We start from the raw sequence: 15,687 nt of genomic DNA, 5'->3' as shown, positions 1-15,687 counted from the left end.
TTTCATATTGTTGAAAAAATGCCGATAAGATATAGCTTTTCCTCAGCTGGAATGATCGTGCTTACTTGGTTCTTCTCGTTATCGATTACACTGACGGTATTCTCAAATATATTCGTTAGGAAGCAAATCCACCTTAGTTTACATGTAGTAAACATGCCATTCTTACTTTTAAAAAGGATCTTATTGTAAAAAATGGGATTGTTATGTATAATTTTCCTAGAAAATCAATTGTGTGTTACTGGCGTGAACATGGAGAACCATGAGGGAGCACACAGATACCCGCCGTACGCCTGGGCAAAGTATTTGGACTTACGTTCAAATACTTTTTTTATTTTCAGAAAGGGGCTCAAACAGATGGGAAAAATTGATTTGCGATATGGAATGAATCCGCATCAAAAGCAAGCAAAAGTATATTCTGCAGAAAATTTGCCTATTAAGGTTTTGCATGGCGAGGCAAGCTACATTAACTTTTTAGATGCATTAAATGCTTTTCAGCTTGTGCGAGAACTTAGACAAAGCATCGGTCAACCAGCAGCAGCATCATTTAAGCATGTAAGTCCAGCTGGCGCAGCTGTTTATTGTCCACTAAGTGATCAGCTCGCAAAATCTTACTTTGTTGAAGGGTTAGAAATGTCTCCATTGGCTATCGCTTACGCAAGAGCAAGAGGAGCGGACAGGATGTCTTCATTTGGTGACTGTGCGGCTTTTAGTGATCCAGTAGATATAACTGTAGCAAACCTTCTAAAAAAAGAAGTTTCTGATGTAATTGTCGCACCAGGATATGATAAAGATGCGTTAGCAATTTTAAAAAAGAAAAAAGGAGGCAAGTATCTTATCTTAGAGATTGACACCGACTACGTACCTGATCCAGTTGAAAAAAGGTCAGTGTTTGGAATCACAATGGAACAAGAAAGAAATGATATACTCATATCGGAAGAAATCTTTAAGAACATTGTCACCTTACAGCGTATAATTCCTGACAATGCTAGGAGAGATCTGCTCATTGCTATGATCACTCTCAAGTACACTCAATCAAACTCTGTTTGTTTTGCGTTAGATGGCCAAACGATTGGAATTGGTGCAGGGCAGCAATCACGAATTCATTGTACCCGATTGGCCGCTGAAAAAGTGGATAATTGGCGATTAAGACAGCATCCCCTCGCACTCCAAATGAAGTTTCGAGAAGGAATATCTCATGTTGAGATAAACAATGCAATTGATGGCTGGATAAATGATGATATTACTCCTGCAGAAGAGCAACAATGGGAACAATATTTTCAAGTAATACCTGAGAGACTAACTATATCTGAAAGAAAACAATGGCTAAAAGGCTTAAAAGAAGTTTCCTACGCCTCTGATGCTTTTCTGCCATTTCGTGATAACATCGACCGTGCTGTTCAAAGCGGTGTTAAATATGTGATCCAAACTGGCGGTTCGTTGCGTGACGATCAAGTTATACAAGCAGCAAACGAATATGGAATTGTAATGGCATATTCGGGTATTCGTTTGTTTCATCATTAAATCACAAGAGGAACTATCGATCTTTAGTACATATGCTTTCATGATAATGAAATATATGGAAGTAAACTCAAAAAAGATAGGAGAATGCTATATGTTTTTGGTTTTAGTAAATTACGTCAAGCCGATTGAAGCCGTCGAACAGCTGCTAGAGAGCCATGTTGTATTTTTAGACAAATATTATGAACAGGGAAAATTTATTTTTTCAGGGCGGCGTAATCCACGAGTAGGCGGTGTTATTTTAGTTAATGCAGAGTCTAAAAATGAAGTTCAACAAATTGTATCTGAGGATCCTTTTTTTGTTAACGAAATCGCTCAGTACGAGATAATAGAGTTTATTCCGACAAAGTTTGATGAACGATTTTCTTGTTTTATAAAAGGAACAGAAAAATAGTTTTGATTAACTAGTAAAAGAATTAGAGAGTGAAAACAGTTATTTAAGTTCCTTTAATATTAATGGATTGGATTTGTAAGGTTTCAAAATCAACAGCCTTATTATTGCTATACAAATGTGTTTGCGATGCACCTGCGAAAGACTACTTATTTCCTTTGGGACCCCGGCAGCCTGGGTCCGAAAAATAAGTAGTCTCATTGAGTTTGTATACAAAAAACGATTAGTTTGATGGACGTGGCGACCCCTGCATCTATCAAACTAACGAAATTAAATGCTCTCAAAGCAAAAAATGCGATATTCTTGTATATTACAAATAAAGATGTAAGATAGGAGCCAATGCTTTCAATCCAACAGCTCAAACTGCTGTGCGTTGTGCTTCTTTTTTGCTTCATTATAATTTAGAAAAAAACAAGCTTAATCTTGTCAGGAATAGTACCAAACGGTTATCAAGACCTAAATTATAAAAACCCTTAAAAATATAGGAGAGTACATATTTTACATGACTAATATGTATTCTCCTTTAACCGTATTCGGCCCTTTTAAAAAGTCCACTGCTGACAATTCTAATTGCTCACCAGAACCAGCTACAATGATTAGTTCGCTGTCTAAACCAAGCCCATTGATCAGAGAAGAAATAGCTTTGGCGTTCGGCGCAGTAGCAAGGATTACTTTGGCTCCACCTAATGCCTGTAATGCCTGAGCTGGATCTTCTTTTTCTAAATCAATGTAGTGATGTGCTCCAAGTTGACGTACCAGTTCTTCTTTATCACTACCACGCGAAATGGCAACCGTGCGAAATCCTGCCTTCTTTGCGTACTGAACAGCTAAGTGCCCAAGTCCACCAATGCCCTGAAATATATCTCCTATTTTTTAGTACAGTATTGTTGAGTTAAGAAATTTAAGATTGATTACTGGTTGTAGAGGAAATACCCTCGCATATAGCCATCAACTTAAGGAAATGTATAAAATTTGAGCACAAGACCTTATTTCTTTGTGTGTCTTCCTCGGTCAGACTGTCAGCTCTGAATCATAAAGGAGTTGTTTCTTTTTCTAATTCACGATGTAGCACTTCTCCCATACGCTTCATACCTTCAATAATTTTCTTTTTAGGCATATTCGAGTAATTTAAACGTAAAGTATTATTCTTTGTGCCATTTGGAAAGAATGGGGCACCAGGAACAAAAGCAACATTATTTTCCAAGCATTTAGCGAATAATTCCCTCGAATCAACAGACTCAGGAAGCTCAATCCAAATAAATAATCCACCGTCTGGCATACTATAGGTTATATTTTGGGGGAAAAATTCCTTGATACAAGATAACATAGCTGTGCATCTTTCTTTATAAACAGCTTTGATTTTATTAATGTGCTCTTCGATATCGTAAAGTTCCATATACTTTGCTGTAACTCTTTGAGCAAAGCTGTCAGTATGCAAGTCAGCTGTTTGCTTTAAAGAAACATACTTATCAATAAAAGGCTCGTCTGCACAAATCCAGCCAAGTCGAAGACCGGGAGTAAAAATCTTAGAGAAGGTACTTATATAAATTACTCTACTCTCTGTGTCAAAATGTTTCACAGGTGGGAGTGCCTCTCCAGCAAATCTTACAGCTCCATAGGGATTATCCTCCACAATCAGCACATTATATTGATTAGCAAGCTCAATCATTCTTTTTCGTCTTTCGAGTTTTAATGTGCGACCTGTAGGGTTTTGGAAATCTGGAATAGTGTAGATAAATTTTGTGTTAGGATGCTCCTGCAGCTTTTTCTCTAGCTCTTCCATAACCATTCCATCATCATCCATAGCTACTTCAACAAATTTGGCATTGTATGACTTGAATGCATTAATTGCTGCAAGATAGGTTGGGCTTTCACAAATAATAGTATCTTCCTCATTGATGAACAATCTTCCAGTAAGGTCGATTGCTTGCTGGGATCCTGATGTGATAAGAACATTTTCAATAGTAGAATTGATCTCAATAACTTTCATCCTTTGACAAATAGCTTCTCTTAAAGGAATATATCCTTCAGTCGTACTATATTGAAGAGAAGCCGCACCCTCTTCATTCAATACAGCATTGCATACATCCTTAAGAGCTTCTACAGGAAACAACTCTGGAGCTGGCAGGCCTCCCGCAAAAGAGATAACTTCTGGTCTTTCTGTTACTTTCAATATTTCACGTGTCTCAGAAGGTTTTACTAAATGAATCCTCTCAGCAAATTTATCTTCCATTTATAAACATTCCTTTTTTTATTTTTTGTAATTGATTACGTTTAACAATTATTTTAAAAGTTTAATAGGCTACCTTTACTCTAATAATATCTTGAATTTTCAGTTATCCTTATTTTGTTAGACCTTACTCTGAGTGCTACCTGCCCAAATAACAATTGGAATAAGCAGTAATGAAAGCACAGCACCAATAATGGAAAGGGCTGCATAACTAGAATGTGCTACAACCATTCCGGATAAGCCTCCTCCTAATGCTCCTGATAAAGCAATCAAAACATCTACAGAACCCTGCGTCTTAGCCCGAGTAGAAGGTGGGGTTGCATCTACAAGAATTGCTGTGCCACTAATTAAACCAAAGTTCCAGCCAAGCCCAAGTAAAGCAAGTGCTGTAATGAGTACTACCATCGAATCAGCAGGCCCCATAGCAGCTAAAATGCCAGAAACAAGTAGCGTAATGGCAGAAGCAATAGCCATAACAGCACGGCCAATTTTATCAACAAGAAAACCAGTTACTAACGAAGGCAAAAACATAGCACCTATATGAAATCCAATGACAAGTCCTACTTCATGCAAACCATGGCCATGGTGTCCCATATGTATGGGTGTCATCGTCATAATTGCAATCATAACAAATTGAGTTAGAACCATTACTGCAGCTCCTGCAAAAATACCTCGCTTGTTTATCGATAACAAATTAGAATTTTCTTCTAAAAGTAAATTACTGGTTGTTCTTTGAGCATCTGATATTGCTTTTGCAACAATAAAGGGATCAGGACGAAGTAAAATTAATAGAACTAAACCAGCAAGTATATAAGCTGTAGCAGCTAATATAAATGGGCCAGCCAAAGCAGGAATTCCTATGGATACAGCAAACTCGCCCATTACATCCACCAGGTTTGGGCCTGCAACAGCACCGAATGTGGTGGAAACCATGGCCATACTAATAGCCTTTGCCCTTTGTGTTGAGTTTGCTAAGTCAGTTCCTGCGTAGCGTGCTTGTAAGTTTGTAGCCGTTCCAGCCCCGTAGATGAGCAGTGAAGTAAATAAGAGTGGAATGCTATTTGTTAATGCTGAAATCACCACTCCAATGGCACCGATACCTCCAGCCAAAAATCCTGCTGCAAGTCCAGGACGACGTCCAAATCGCTGAGAAAGTCGTCCCACAAGTAACGCAGCCCCTGCTGACCCTAAAGTAAATAACGCCGTAGGAATTCCCGTTACACTATCTGTACCTAACATATCTTGGGCTAGAAGTGCCCCCACTGTTATTCCTGCTGCAAGTCCTGCCCCTCCAAAAATTTGAGATATGACAACAACCATTAATGTTCTTTTATATAATTGTTGTTGTTTTTCTGAAGAACTAATGTAGACTTGTAACCAAGCTGATTGAACGTCTAAATTTTTTACGCTATCTTGTAACACAATCTAACCTACCTTTCTAGAAAGCTAATTCTATTTCATATAATCCTCCAACTAGATTTCAAACATCTTAACACGCACAAAAAGACCATACAATATTATAATTGTATGGCGAACAATATTAGGTAAGATCGTTTAGCAAACGTTTAAGGATAATCAATCCTTGCTCAAGCTCTTCGAGCGTTTTTGGTGCACATACAGAAACCCTTACAGCCCGCTCTGGACAACTATTTCCAACTACAAAACGTTCAGCCGCATACACTTGTACCCCCTGCTGTGCAGCTAACGTTTCAAATTCAGCACCTGTAATCTTGCCTGGTAATAGCAACCAACGAAAAATACCTGTTTCAACACCTAGACACGTATAGTCACCCAAATATCGATTTACGACTTGGTTTCTGCGAATTGCTTGTTCTCGATGACTCTCAATTAAGACTTCAAATTGATTCGATACAATCGTACGTGCTGCCAGTTCTGCTAATAACGGGGAAACCGTTATATTCAAATTATAAAGCGCCTTTGAAATTGGCTCCTTGAATTGACTCGGCACTGCTACATAGGCTAGTCGTAACCCCGGTGCTATTGATTTCGATAAACTCGCAATATAGATGACCTGTTCTGGTGCAAATGATGCGATTGCTGGAAGTGGTTTTTCGTTGTGAAGATGATACGTCGCATCTTCAATGATGAACTGATTATACTTTTTGGCAATTGCTGCAATCACTTTTCGATTCTCGACAGACATACAACAAGCTGTCGGATTATGATAATCTGGAATCAAGTAAATACCTTTAATATTGTCATTTTTACACGCATATTCAAAGGCAGCTGGACTCATTTCATAGTTCTCTGATTTTATCGGTACTATTTGCACACTAAGCATCGCTGCAACAGTTTTCAAGCCTGGGTAAGTATGATGATCAACACCAATGCGATCTCCAGGCTGACAAAGACTCGCCAGTGTGGCAGCAATCGCATTTTGACCCCCATTTGCAAATAAAATGTGATCAACTGTTGTTTCAAACCCACCTCTTCGGATTAGCTTTATAGCTGCATCCTTTTGCCAAAGGCTTTCGCCTGCTCGACCATAATCAAACCATTTTTCATAATCTGTCTCTTGCAGCATATTTTTCAGTTGAAGTAGTAGTGGCTCGTATGAAGCATTATCTGGTAGTGTCGCTCCCATTTCAATTAAATGCTTCGGCTTTGTATCTTCAAGTAAATACGCATTCGACAACGCATCATACGATACAAATGTGCCGCTTCCCACAGATGCACTTAACAATCCCTTTAACTCACACACTTTAAACGCTTTTGAAATGGTACTCAAATTTAAATCTAAATAATCGGCCAGTTCTCGCTGTGGGGGAAGTTTTGTTCCAGGTAATAAAACTCCGTTTAAAATATCTTGTTCCAATTGCCCTGCGATTGCTTGATAAATTGGCTTTTTAGTTTTATCAATCGATGGCTTCCAGCTCATCGGATAGTTTTCAAAAGAATTAATCGGCATAATACGCATCCTTTTTCATACAATTATATGATTGTGCCGTTTATAAAACAATTATGATTTTCTTTAATATTATGCCCTTTAGTGAATATCCGGGAAGTGATTCTTTTCACTTGATTTTCTCGAAAATAGCAAAAGCTAAAACTATCAAAAGTATCGGGTCTTATTTTTTAAACAACTATATTATTTATTCACAACCAAATGTAGCTTTAATATAAAGTTTGGTTAAAAGTTCCTTCAAACCTTGAGGATGATTAATTCCCCTATAACTATTGTTCTTTGGTGTCCAACCTTTCTTAACATCAAAGCAAACTGTATCTGGTCGGAGTTGAGAAAGGTCAATTATTGAGGAGTTAAACTACCTTCCGCTGACTTTTGCTCTCTATCTCACTGCCGCATTTATAATAGTAAGTTCCACAGAAAAAGGCATTAATCCTTACTGCTGAATCAATGCCTTCACTTATTGAAATTAACTTTACTCTTACTTTTTTTTAGTTAACATATAGCTTTGTTTTATCATTTCGTAAATTTCTTCCTCTGGAACAGTACCGTCAAGAATTATCGAATTCCAATAGTCCTTATTAAGATGAAATGCTGGAACTACCGAAGTGTAAATCTGACGCCAGTAATCCAGAAAACCGGGTTCACACTTCACATTGATCCAAATACGGTCATCTTTTTCAAAGATCCACGCAAACACTTTCTTGTTTTCTATGTGTCGTATTAATGTCCAATTCTTATCACGAAACGGATAATCTTCATATGTGTTACCCATTCTCAAACAGTAACTGATAGCTTCCTCTCTATTTTTCATTATTTACCTCTTCTCTAACATAAATTAATAAAGCTGCATCCTAAATTATAACCCTCGGGTCCTTTAGTGCACTAACCTGTTTCGTTTAAGTACATTCCTTCATAATCTCATTTAAAAATTTTAAAACAGTAAATCTATCTCTTAGCAAATGGGCTTCGTTCAAGCTTCTTCTTACAAGGTCTTCGCTGATGCCCAGCTGATCCGGCCTGGATTCCCCTCCTACCTTCTCTATCATGCCTCTCAGTTGTGAAGGATCAGGTATAGATTGAAAAATCTCTATTAGCTCCTGCTTATGTGCTTCAATTTTTTCTATTACTTCATGGGAGGAATGGAATAGTTCCTCCATTCCCGCTGCATCAGACAAAAGGTGTAAAAATTCTGTTTGATAAAGCTCTGTAATCAGAGGGAAAGACACTCCTACCTTAGCGCCGTGAAGAACCTGCGGCCGTTTTTCTCGTAAAAATTCCATCTCCCAGTAATGAGAAAGATGGTGTTCCGCACCTGAGGCAGGATAGGAATGCCCCATCATCAGCATAGCCAGCCCAGACTGCACAAGTGCGGTTATAAGAATATGTATTCCTTCTTCTTCTGCTGCCGCAATTTTGTCTATATGAGCTATGCAGGACTCCAACGCTTCCCGGGTTATTTGTGCAGCCAACGGACAATAAGGTTCCCCGGCCACAAGATGACCAAAGCGCCAGTCTGCCAGTGAGGTGAATTTGCCGAGCATATCACCAAAGCCGGCGGCAATCATTTTCCTCGGTGCCTGCTTTAACACAGTCAGGTCAGCAAATACGGCAACAGGCGATATCGTTTGAAAGGTTTTCTTTACTCCTCTTACAATCAAGGGAGCACCCATTGAGTTGAAGCCGTCTACTGAAGGTGCTGTCGGCACTGAAATAAATGGTTTTCCCATTTTATAGCTGCAAAATCGAGCAATATCATGAATGGTCCCAGACCCGACAGCCAAAATCACATCGGCTTCCTTTGGAATTTCTATGAGGGTCTGTACAATAGAAATCTCATCTGCCACTACATCGCCGTTATGATCCGGCTGAATAGTACAAACAGTATAAGGAAGGTGAACTTGTTGTAATAGCAGCGTTAACTTTTGACCAGCAGCTTGGAATGTATGTTCATCTGCGATAAGAACAGCCTGTTTATAGCCCTTGTCCCCTATATATAATACAGCTCGCTGTAAAGCATCGTGAGCGATTACAATCTTGTCAATCGGGATTTCATAATGCGGATTACCGCAATTACAAGTTTGAGAGAGCACTGCAAACTCAGCAATTGTTTGTTCCATAGTCTTCATCTCCTAATTTAATTGAGTAATATTATAAATCGAATCGACGATATAATTAGGTTTACTAGTTCCTAGCAAAGACTCTAACTGCTTCCGTCGCGTGTTTCCCGAAAGTACAAGCATTGTCTTCATACCGTGCGCATGACCCATAAGAATATCTGACTCGATACTATCACCAATCATCATACATTTTTCTGGATCTATGTTCAGTTGACGTAGTGCTGCTTCTGCCATAAAACAAGAAGGCTTTCCGAAAATGAGTTCTGTTCTTCGACCGCTCGCTGCCTCAATAGCACCAATCATCCCGGCAACATCTATCGAATTTCCCTTCTCATTGGGAAAGGTCTTATCAGCGTTAGTCGCTATGATTCTCGCTCCATGCTGAACGGCCTGAAAGGCTTGATTTAAATCGTGGTAAGTGAGCGTTTCATGCAGTGTAATAACGAGAAAATCTGCATTCTCTGGCACTGCGGCGATATGTATCCCCTCTTCCTCCAGTTCCTCTCGCAGCCCCTGGTCTCCTAAAGTCCACACCTGACAGTCAGGATAGTGTTCCTTCAAAAAACGAGCTGCTACTGTACAAGATAATAAAATCTCTTCCTTTTCAACCTGCACTCCTAATTGCTGCAATCTTTCGCAGCACATCTTTCTGGAAATATTTCCACGATTGCTAACAAAAACAATTTGCTTGTGAAGAGATCTCAAGTAGAAAATGGCTTCATCCGCACCAGGAATAAGTTCCTCCCCCTTAAAGATCGTGCCATCTAAATCAATGAGAAGTCCCTCAACTCCTTTTAGCAACTATCCTGCCCCCCATCATAAAATTCGTTTTATACGTATAAGGTTAAAAGTGAAAGCTATAAACAGGCTAATTGTACTAACTACTACAATAAAAAATCTAAATACAAAGCAACTTGTTCGTATAACTTTGATTAAAGTTTACCATTTCCCTCCCTTTTTTCAATACAAATTTCAAGAATTTTATTATTTTTTAGATACTTCTCCCTTTTTTCTGTAGAATTCCTTATAATTGATGCTGCTGCTCAAGACTGTCAAAGGCTGCTTTTCACCCTAAATATTTCATCTATTCCCCCTTTTACCTCCTCGAAATCTGTGCTTTTCTGTCCATGCCTATAAAGGGAATTGAATGTTTTAATCTAGGTGTTGTTTAAAAGAGAGAAATCCTGTACTCTTTATTAAAATAAGGTATAATAAAATTAGTTGTACGCATAAGTTATCTATTAAACATACAAGCTGAAAATAGAAATGAAAGTAGTGATAAACGTGGCGCAACAAACAAAATATAGTATGGTCAAAGAAAAAATAAAGGACTGGATTATAAGAGGAGAGGTGGAGCCAGGGCAAAAAATATATTCTGAAAATGAACTTGTGAAAATGTTTGGTGTGAGTAGACATACTGTACGCCAAGCGGTTGGAGACTTGGTACACGAAGGATGGCTGTATAGAGAGCAGGGTGCTGGAACCTTTTGCTCCAATCGGGTAGACGAAAATCAACCGCAGCAAACTCAAGTGACAAATGCGAACGGAAAAAATATTGGTGTCATTACGACATACATTTCTGACTATATTTTTCCATCCATCATTAAAGGAATTGAATCTTATTTAACCAATTGCGGATATTCTTTAACCTTCGCATGTACAGACAATGATGTGGAAAAGGAAAAACAGTGCTTACAAACAATGCTAAGCAGAAATATTGATGGACTCATAGTCGAACCTACGAAAAGCAGCAGCTATAACCCTAATATTCAATATTATTTAGAGCTGGAGCAGAAAAATATTCCGTATTTAATGATTAACCAATTCTATGCCCAATTAAATCCTCCTCATGCGATTGTAGATGACGAAAAAGGCGGATTCCTCGCAACCGATCACCTGATAAAGCTAGGCCATGAAAGAATTATTGGTCTTTTTAAAACTGATGATTTACAAGGAATCAATCGTATGCAAGGATTTATCCGTGCATTTAGAGAAAATGGCATATCGTTTTTCCCGGAAATGATTATTACCTATGCAACGGGTGAACTCAGCTCTCAGATTTCCGAAAAGGTAAAACCATTTTTGCTGTCTCCTAAAACCCGGCCTACCGGAATCGTTTGCTATAACGATGAAGCCGCCTTGGCCATCCTGAACGAGCTTAGGGAACTAGGATTACAGGTTCCTGAGGATATTTCTATCGTCGGATACGATGATTCGTATTTAGCTGAGGCATTGGAGGTCACTTCGGTTGCGCATCCAAAAACGCAAATGGGCATCGATGCTGCCAAGTGGATTGTTGCCGCTGTAGAAAAGGAAAATGTCAAGGATGCGAATCAGCAATCTACCATATACGAACCTGAGCTCGTTATCCGAAACTCAACAAGCATGCTAAATAAGGGATAGAAAGGAACTAGGCAGGTCTTTTCTCTGTAACCTGCCTAGTTCCTTTTTATGAAGCCTTATTTTTATTATAAATATCGAAAGCAACAGCTGCTAATAGTACAAGACCTTTGATGCCTTGCTGCCAGTCAATGCCAAGTCCAAGCAAGGACATACCATTATTCATGATTCCCATAACAAGACCGCCAATAATTGCTCCAGCAACTGTACCAATTCCGCCATAAGCAGATGCTCCGCCAATGAAGCAAGCTGCAATAGCATCTAACTCAAACAAGTTCCCTGCTTTTGGTGTTGCAGCATTCAAACGAGCAGCGAAAATCAATCCTGAAAGTGCGGCTAGAACCCCCATATTTACGAACACCCAAAACGTAACGCGTTTTGTTTTCACACCAGATAGCTGGGCTGCTTTTTCATTTCCGCCAATCGCATAAATATGACGGCCCGCTTTTGTTCGATTTGTAACAAATCTATATCCCATAATTAAAACAGCCAGGATAATTAAGATGTTAGGAATTCCTTCATAAGCAGCAAGAACGTATGTGAACAGGTTAAGAATCGTTACAATAACCACAAGCTTTAATACAAACATTCCAGCTGAGGGCACGTCAAATTGATATTTGATTTTTGTTTGTCTGCTTCTCCACTCTGTAATGATAACAATAACGGATAAAACAACCCCGATTACAAGAGTCAGAATATGAAGAGTTCCTCCGCCGAACAAATCAGGAAGAAACCCTGAACTTATATTTTGGAAGGAAGTTGGAAATGGAGCAATTGACTTTCCTTCTAAAACAATCATCGTTAAGCCTCTAAATAAAAGCATACCAGCAAGGGTAACAATAAAAGCAGGAATTTTGACATAAGCTACCCAAAATCCTTGCCAAGCTCCGATAAGAGCCCCCATTACTAATGACAAGATAACTGCTATATAAACAGGCATATGGTAATCTACCATAAAAATAGCCGCAGCGGCTCCTACAAACGCAGCTACCGATCCCACTGATAAATCAATATGGCCAAGGATAATAACGAGCACCATTCCAACAGCCAATACTAAAATATAACTATTTTGCAGAATTAAGTTCGTAATGTTTAATGGTTTTAGCAAAATACCATCTGTTAAAATTTGAAAGAGCAGCATAATAAAAACAAGTGAGATAATCATACTGTACTGTCTTATGTTACTCTTTACCATTTGTTTCAATGTTTGTCCTTTATTGATATTCTGCTTGCTTTGCAGCTCTTTTTGCGCAACTGTCTGCATTTGTTACTACCCCCTTGTCTTGCTCTTTGTCATATACTTCATAATATTTTCTTGCGTTGCTTCTTCTCCGCTTACTTCACCTGTGATTCTCCCTTCACTCATAACATAGATGCGATCGCACATTCCAAGAATTTCAGAGAGCTCTGAAGAAATGATTAAAACCCCTTTTCCTTCCATTGCCAATTGGTTAATAATGGTATAGATTTCATATTTTGCGCCTACATCTATTCCGCGGGTTGGTTCGTCTAAAATGAGAATATCCGGTTCGGTAAAGATCCATTTGCTGAGCACTACCTTTTGTTGATTTCCGCCGCTTAGGTTTCCTGTCTTTTGAAAAATACTTGGCGTTTTAATTCTCATTTTTTCACGGAATTTCTCAGCCTCTACTACCTCCTGGTTTTCATCTATGACTAGCTTATGTGTAATCCGATTTAAATTAGCTAGAGTGATATTTTTCTTAATATCATCCATCAAAATAAGCCCGTTTCCTTTTCGATCCTCCGTTACATATGCAATCCCCTGTTCAATAGCTGCATTCACATCATCGAGACGGATTTCTTTGCCGTTTTTATAAATGCGTCCGCTTATTTTCTTTCCATAGGACTTACCGAAAATACTCATTGCCAATTCTGTTCTGCCTGCGCCCATAAGGCCGGCGATTCCGATAATTTCACCTTTCCGAATATGAAACTTCACACTATCGACTACTTTACGATCCTGATGCAGAGGGTGATACACATTCCAATCTTCTATCTGAAATATAACTTCCCCGATTTTAGGTTCCCTTTTTGGATAGCGATTTGTTAAATCTCTTCCCACCATTCCTTTTATAATGCGGTCTTCCGTAACATTGTCATGCTTCATATCCAATGTTTCAATTGTTTGACCATCACGTAAGATGGTAATAGAATCGGCAACCTTCGAGATTTCATTTAATTTATGGGAAATAATAATAGCTGACATCCCTTGCTTCTTAAACTCTAGTAATAGGTTCAACAGATTTTCACTGTCATCCTCATTTAAGGCGGCAGTAGGCTCATCTAAAATTAATAACTTTACTTTCTTAGAGAGCGCTTTTGCGATTTCTACCAATTGCTGCTTACCGACCCCAATATTGGTAACCAACGTATCTGGTGATTCATACAGTCCTACCTTCTGCAGTAGTTCCCTTGTTCTGACAGTAGTAACATTCCAATCAATGATTCCCTTATTCTCCTGCTCATTTCCTAAAAAAATATTCTCTGCTATAGATAGATAAGGTATGAGTGCCAGCTCCTGGTGGATAATAACAATTCCTAATTCTTCACTATCCTTGATATCTTTAAATTCACATACACTTCCTTTAAATAAAATATCTCCAGTATATGTTCCGTGAGGATATACACCGCTTAGCACCTTCATTAATGTTGATTTTCCTGCCCCATTCTCCCCGCAAAGCGCGTGAATTTCTCCTTCCTTCACCTTCAAGTTCACATTTTGAAGAGCTTTTACACCTGGGAATTCTTTGGTAATATTTTTCATTTCTAATATAACTTGTGACATGTTCTCTTCACATCCTTACAATCGGATAAAATGATTTAGCAACAGATTTTCAGCCATTGCTAAATCACTTCATTACAGTTTCAATTACTTTGCAAGCTGGGCTTTTGTATAGTAACCGCCCTGTACAAGCACAGATTCATAGTTTGACTTATCAACAGATACAGGTTCTAACAGGTAGGCAGGAACTACCTTTACGCCGTTGTTATACGTTGTTGTGTCATTTACTTCTGCTTCTTTTCCTTTTAACACTGCATCAGCCATCGCAACTGCTTTCTTTGCTAATTCACGTGTATCTTTAAATACAGTTTGCGTTTGTTGACCTGCAATAATAGATTTTACAGAAGCAAGTTCAGCATCTTGTCCCGTAATGACAGGCATCGGTTTATCAGCATTTCCGTATCCAACACCCTTTAAAGAAGAGATGATACCGATGCTGATTCCATCATAAGGCGATAATATAGCATCCACTTTGTCAGTTGCATATTTAGCGCTTAGCAAGTTATCCATCCGCGCCTGTGCAGTAGCGCCGTCCCATCTTAAGGTAGCAGCTTGCTCGAATTTTGTTTGGCCGCTTTTTACAACTAATTTTCCAGATTCAATATATGGCTTTAATACTGACATCGCACCATCGAAGAAGAAATATGCGTTGTTATCATCTGGCGACCCTGCAAACAGCTCAATGTTAAATGGACCTTTCCCATCTTTTAAACCGAGTTTTTGTTCAATATAAGAACCTTGAAGAACTCCTACCTTGAAGTTGTCAAATGTTGCATAATAGCTAACGTATTTGCTGTTTTTAATTAAACGGTCATACGCAATTACCTTGATACCTTGTTTATTTGCCTTTTCCAAAACATCTGTTAGTGCTTTCCCGTCAACTGGGGCGATAACAAGAACATTTACACCCTTTGTAATCATGTTTTCAATTTGAGATGTTTGGTTTTCTACTACATCCTCTGCATACTGCAAATCAGTTTTATATCCGAGCTTCTTAAACTCCTTTACCATGTTCTCTCCATCATTAACCCATCTTTCAGAAGACTTCGTAGGCATTGAAATCCCCACATAGCCTCCCTTTCCGCCGCTCGTCTCTTTGCTTCCGCATGCCGCTAAAGCGAACATGAGCACACATAAAACAATGATTGACATCAATTTCTTCATTCTGTTTCCCCCTTTTGCTTCAGCTATCAGGATAAGCTCCTGTGTTGTAAATTGAATATATCATCTTGCCAATTTTCAGTCTTTTTAATAAAACAACTCTTTTTATAAAAATTTAATCTAATTTGAAACGCTTTC

Annotated in this window: 13 protein-coding genes and 1 riboswitch; of the genes, 3 read left to right on the top strand and 10 right to left on the bottom strand. The window is 38.6% G+C overall.

The genetic code is table 11. The annotated features are described in order from the left end of the window. Nucleotides 1-224 precede the first annotated feature (224 nt). Nucleotides 225-303: riboswitch (ZMP/ZTP riboswitch) on the top strand. A 51-nt stretch (nucleotides 304-354) separates the two neighbouring features. Continuing rightward, a complete protein-coding gene (locus AC6HZ4_RS07520) occupies nucleotides 355-1,521 on the top strand; it encodes a phosphoribosylaminoimidazolecarboxamide formyltransferase (protein WP_497494360.1) in 1,167 nt (388 codons plus the stop codon). Between the two features lie 91 nt (nucleotides 1,522-1,612). After that, nucleotides 1,613-1,912, top strand: coding sequence for a YciI family protein (locus AC6HZ4_RS07515; protein ID WP_497494359.1), 300 nt, complete (start codon nucleotides 1,613-1,615; stop codon nucleotides 1,910-1,912). 495 nt (nucleotides 1,913-2,407) lie between these two features. Here the strand turns inward: AC6HZ4_RS07515 and AC6HZ4_RS07510 are convergent, their stop codons facing one another. From AC6HZ4_RS07510 to AC6HZ4_RS07480, 7 genes are all read right to left on the bottom strand, one after another. Next, entirely contained in the window at nucleotides 2,408-2,758 is a 351-nt protein-coding gene (locus tag AC6HZ4_RS07510) for a zinc-binding dehydrogenase (RefSeq protein WP_497495635.1), read from the bottom strand. 181 nt (nucleotides 2,759-2,939) lie between these two features. Next, a complete protein-coding gene (locus AC6HZ4_RS07505; protein ID WP_497494358.1) occupies nucleotides 2,940-4,142 on the bottom strand; it encodes an aminotransferase-like domain-containing protein in 1,203 nt (400 codons plus the stop codon). Between the two features lie 117 nt (nucleotides 4,143-4,259). After that, nucleotides 4,260-5,561, bottom strand: a complete 1,302-nt coding sequence (locus AC6HZ4_RS07500; RefSeq protein ID WP_497494357.1) for an MFS transporter — start codon at nucleotides 5,559-5,561, stop codon at nucleotides 4,260-4,262. Between the two features lie 118 nt (nucleotides 5,562-5,679). Then, nucleotides 5,680-7,068, bottom strand: coding sequence for an aminotransferase-like domain-containing protein (locus AC6HZ4_RS07495; RefSeq protein ID WP_497494356.1), 1,389 nt, complete (start codon nucleotides 7,066-7,068; stop codon nucleotides 5,680-5,682). 478 nt (nucleotides 7,069-7,546) lie between these two features. Beyond that, nucleotides 7,547-7,879, bottom strand: coding sequence for an MmcQ/YjbR family DNA-binding protein (locus AC6HZ4_RS07490; RefSeq protein ID WP_497494355.1), 333 nt, complete (start codon nucleotides 7,877-7,879; stop codon nucleotides 7,547-7,549). 85 nt (nucleotides 7,880-7,964) lie between these two features. Beyond that, the gene (locus tag AC6HZ4_RS07485; protein ID WP_497494354.1) at nucleotides 7,965-9,185 is read right to left on the bottom strand and encodes a sn-glycerol-1-phosphate dehydrogenase; all 1,221 of its coding nucleotides are present in this window, start codon (nucleotides 9,183-9,185) and stop codon (nucleotides 7,965-7,967) included. Nucleotides 9,186-9,197: 12 nt separating this feature from the next. After that, nucleotides 9,198-9,986 (bottom strand): HAD-IIA family hydrolase, encoded by a 789-nt coding sequence (locus AC6HZ4_RS07480; RefSeq protein ID WP_497494353.1) that lies wholly within the window; start codon nucleotides 9,984-9,986, stop codon nucleotides 9,198-9,200. 483 nt (nucleotides 9,987-10,469) lie between these two features. Between AC6HZ4_RS07480 and AC6HZ4_RS07475 the strand changes: the two genes are divergently transcribed. Then, nucleotides 10,470-11,588, top strand: a complete 1,119-nt coding sequence (locus tag AC6HZ4_RS07475; RefSeq protein WP_497495634.1) for a GntR family transcriptional regulator — start codon at nucleotides 10,470-10,472, stop codon at nucleotides 11,586-11,588. 46 nt (nucleotides 11,589-11,634) lie between these two features. On the opposite strand, the gene mmsB is transcribed toward AC6HZ4_RS07475, so the two are convergent. The 3 genes from mmsB to chvE all read right to left on the bottom strand — a co-directional run bounded on the left by mmsB (nucleotide 11,635) and on the right by chvE (nucleotide 15,552). After that, complete coding sequence (gene mmsB, locus AC6HZ4_RS07470; RefSeq protein WP_497494352.1) at nucleotides 11,635-12,849, bottom strand: multiple monosaccharide ABC transporter permease; 1,215 nt, start codon at nucleotides 12,847-12,849, stop codon at nucleotides 11,635-11,637. A gap of 6 nt (nucleotides 12,850-12,855) precedes the next feature. Then, nucleotides 12,856-14,391: a multiple monosaccharide ABC transporter ATP-binding protein gene (gene mmsA, locus AC6HZ4_RS07465; RefSeq protein WP_497494351.1), complete on the bottom strand. Its 1,536-nt coding sequence runs from the start codon at nucleotides 14,389-14,391 to the stop codon at nucleotides 12,856-12,858. 84 nt (nucleotides 14,392-14,475) lie between these two features. Continuing rightward, nucleotides 14,476-15,552, bottom strand: coding sequence for a multiple monosaccharide ABC transporter substrate-binding protein (chvE, locus tag AC6HZ4_RS07460; protein WP_497494350.1), 1,077 nt, complete (start codon nucleotides 15,550-15,552; stop codon nucleotides 14,476-14,478). Nucleotides 15,553-15,687 lie beyond the last annotated feature (135 nt).

It is taken from the genome of Ectobacillus sp. OTK (assembly GCF_059698935.1).
Note: the sequence above shows the minus strand (reverse complement) of the source record. Positions and strands in the feature narration are given on the sequence as shown.

Coding starts and splice junctions, on each gene's coding strand:
- AC6HZ4_RS07520 (WP_497494360.1), top strand. CDS start 355: ATGGGAAAAATTGATTTGCGATATGGAATGAATCCGCATCAAAAGCAA.
- AC6HZ4_RS07515 (WP_497494359.1), top strand. CDS start 1,613: ATGTTTTTGGTTTTAGTAAATTACGTCAAGCCGATTGAAGCCGTCGAA.
- AC6HZ4_RS07505 (WP_497494358.1), bottom strand. CDS start 4,142: ATGGAAGATAAATTTGCTGAGAGGATTCATTTAGTAAAACCTTCTGAG.
- AC6HZ4_RS07495 (WP_497494356.1), bottom strand. CDS start 7,068: ATGCCGATTAATTCTTTTGAAAACTATCCGATGAGCTGGAAGCCATCG.
- AC6HZ4_RS07490 (WP_497494355.1), bottom strand. CDS start 7,879: ATGAAAAATAGAGAGGAAGCTATCAGTTACTGTTTGAGAATGGGTAAC.
- AC6HZ4_RS07485 (WP_497494354.1), bottom strand. CDS start 9,185: ATGGAACAAACAATTGCTGAGTTTGCAGTGCTCTCTCAAACTTGTAAT.
- mmsB (WP_497494352.1), bottom strand. CDS start 12,849: ATGCAGACAGTTGCGCAAAAAGAGCTGCAAAGCAAGCAGAATATCAAT.
- mmsA (WP_497494351.1), bottom strand. CDS start 14,391: ATGTCACAAGTTATATTAGAAATGAAAAATATTACCAAAGAATTCCCA.
- chvE (WP_497494350.1), bottom strand. CDS start 15,552: ATGAAGAAATTGATGTCAATCATTGTTTTATGTGTGCTCATGTTCGCT.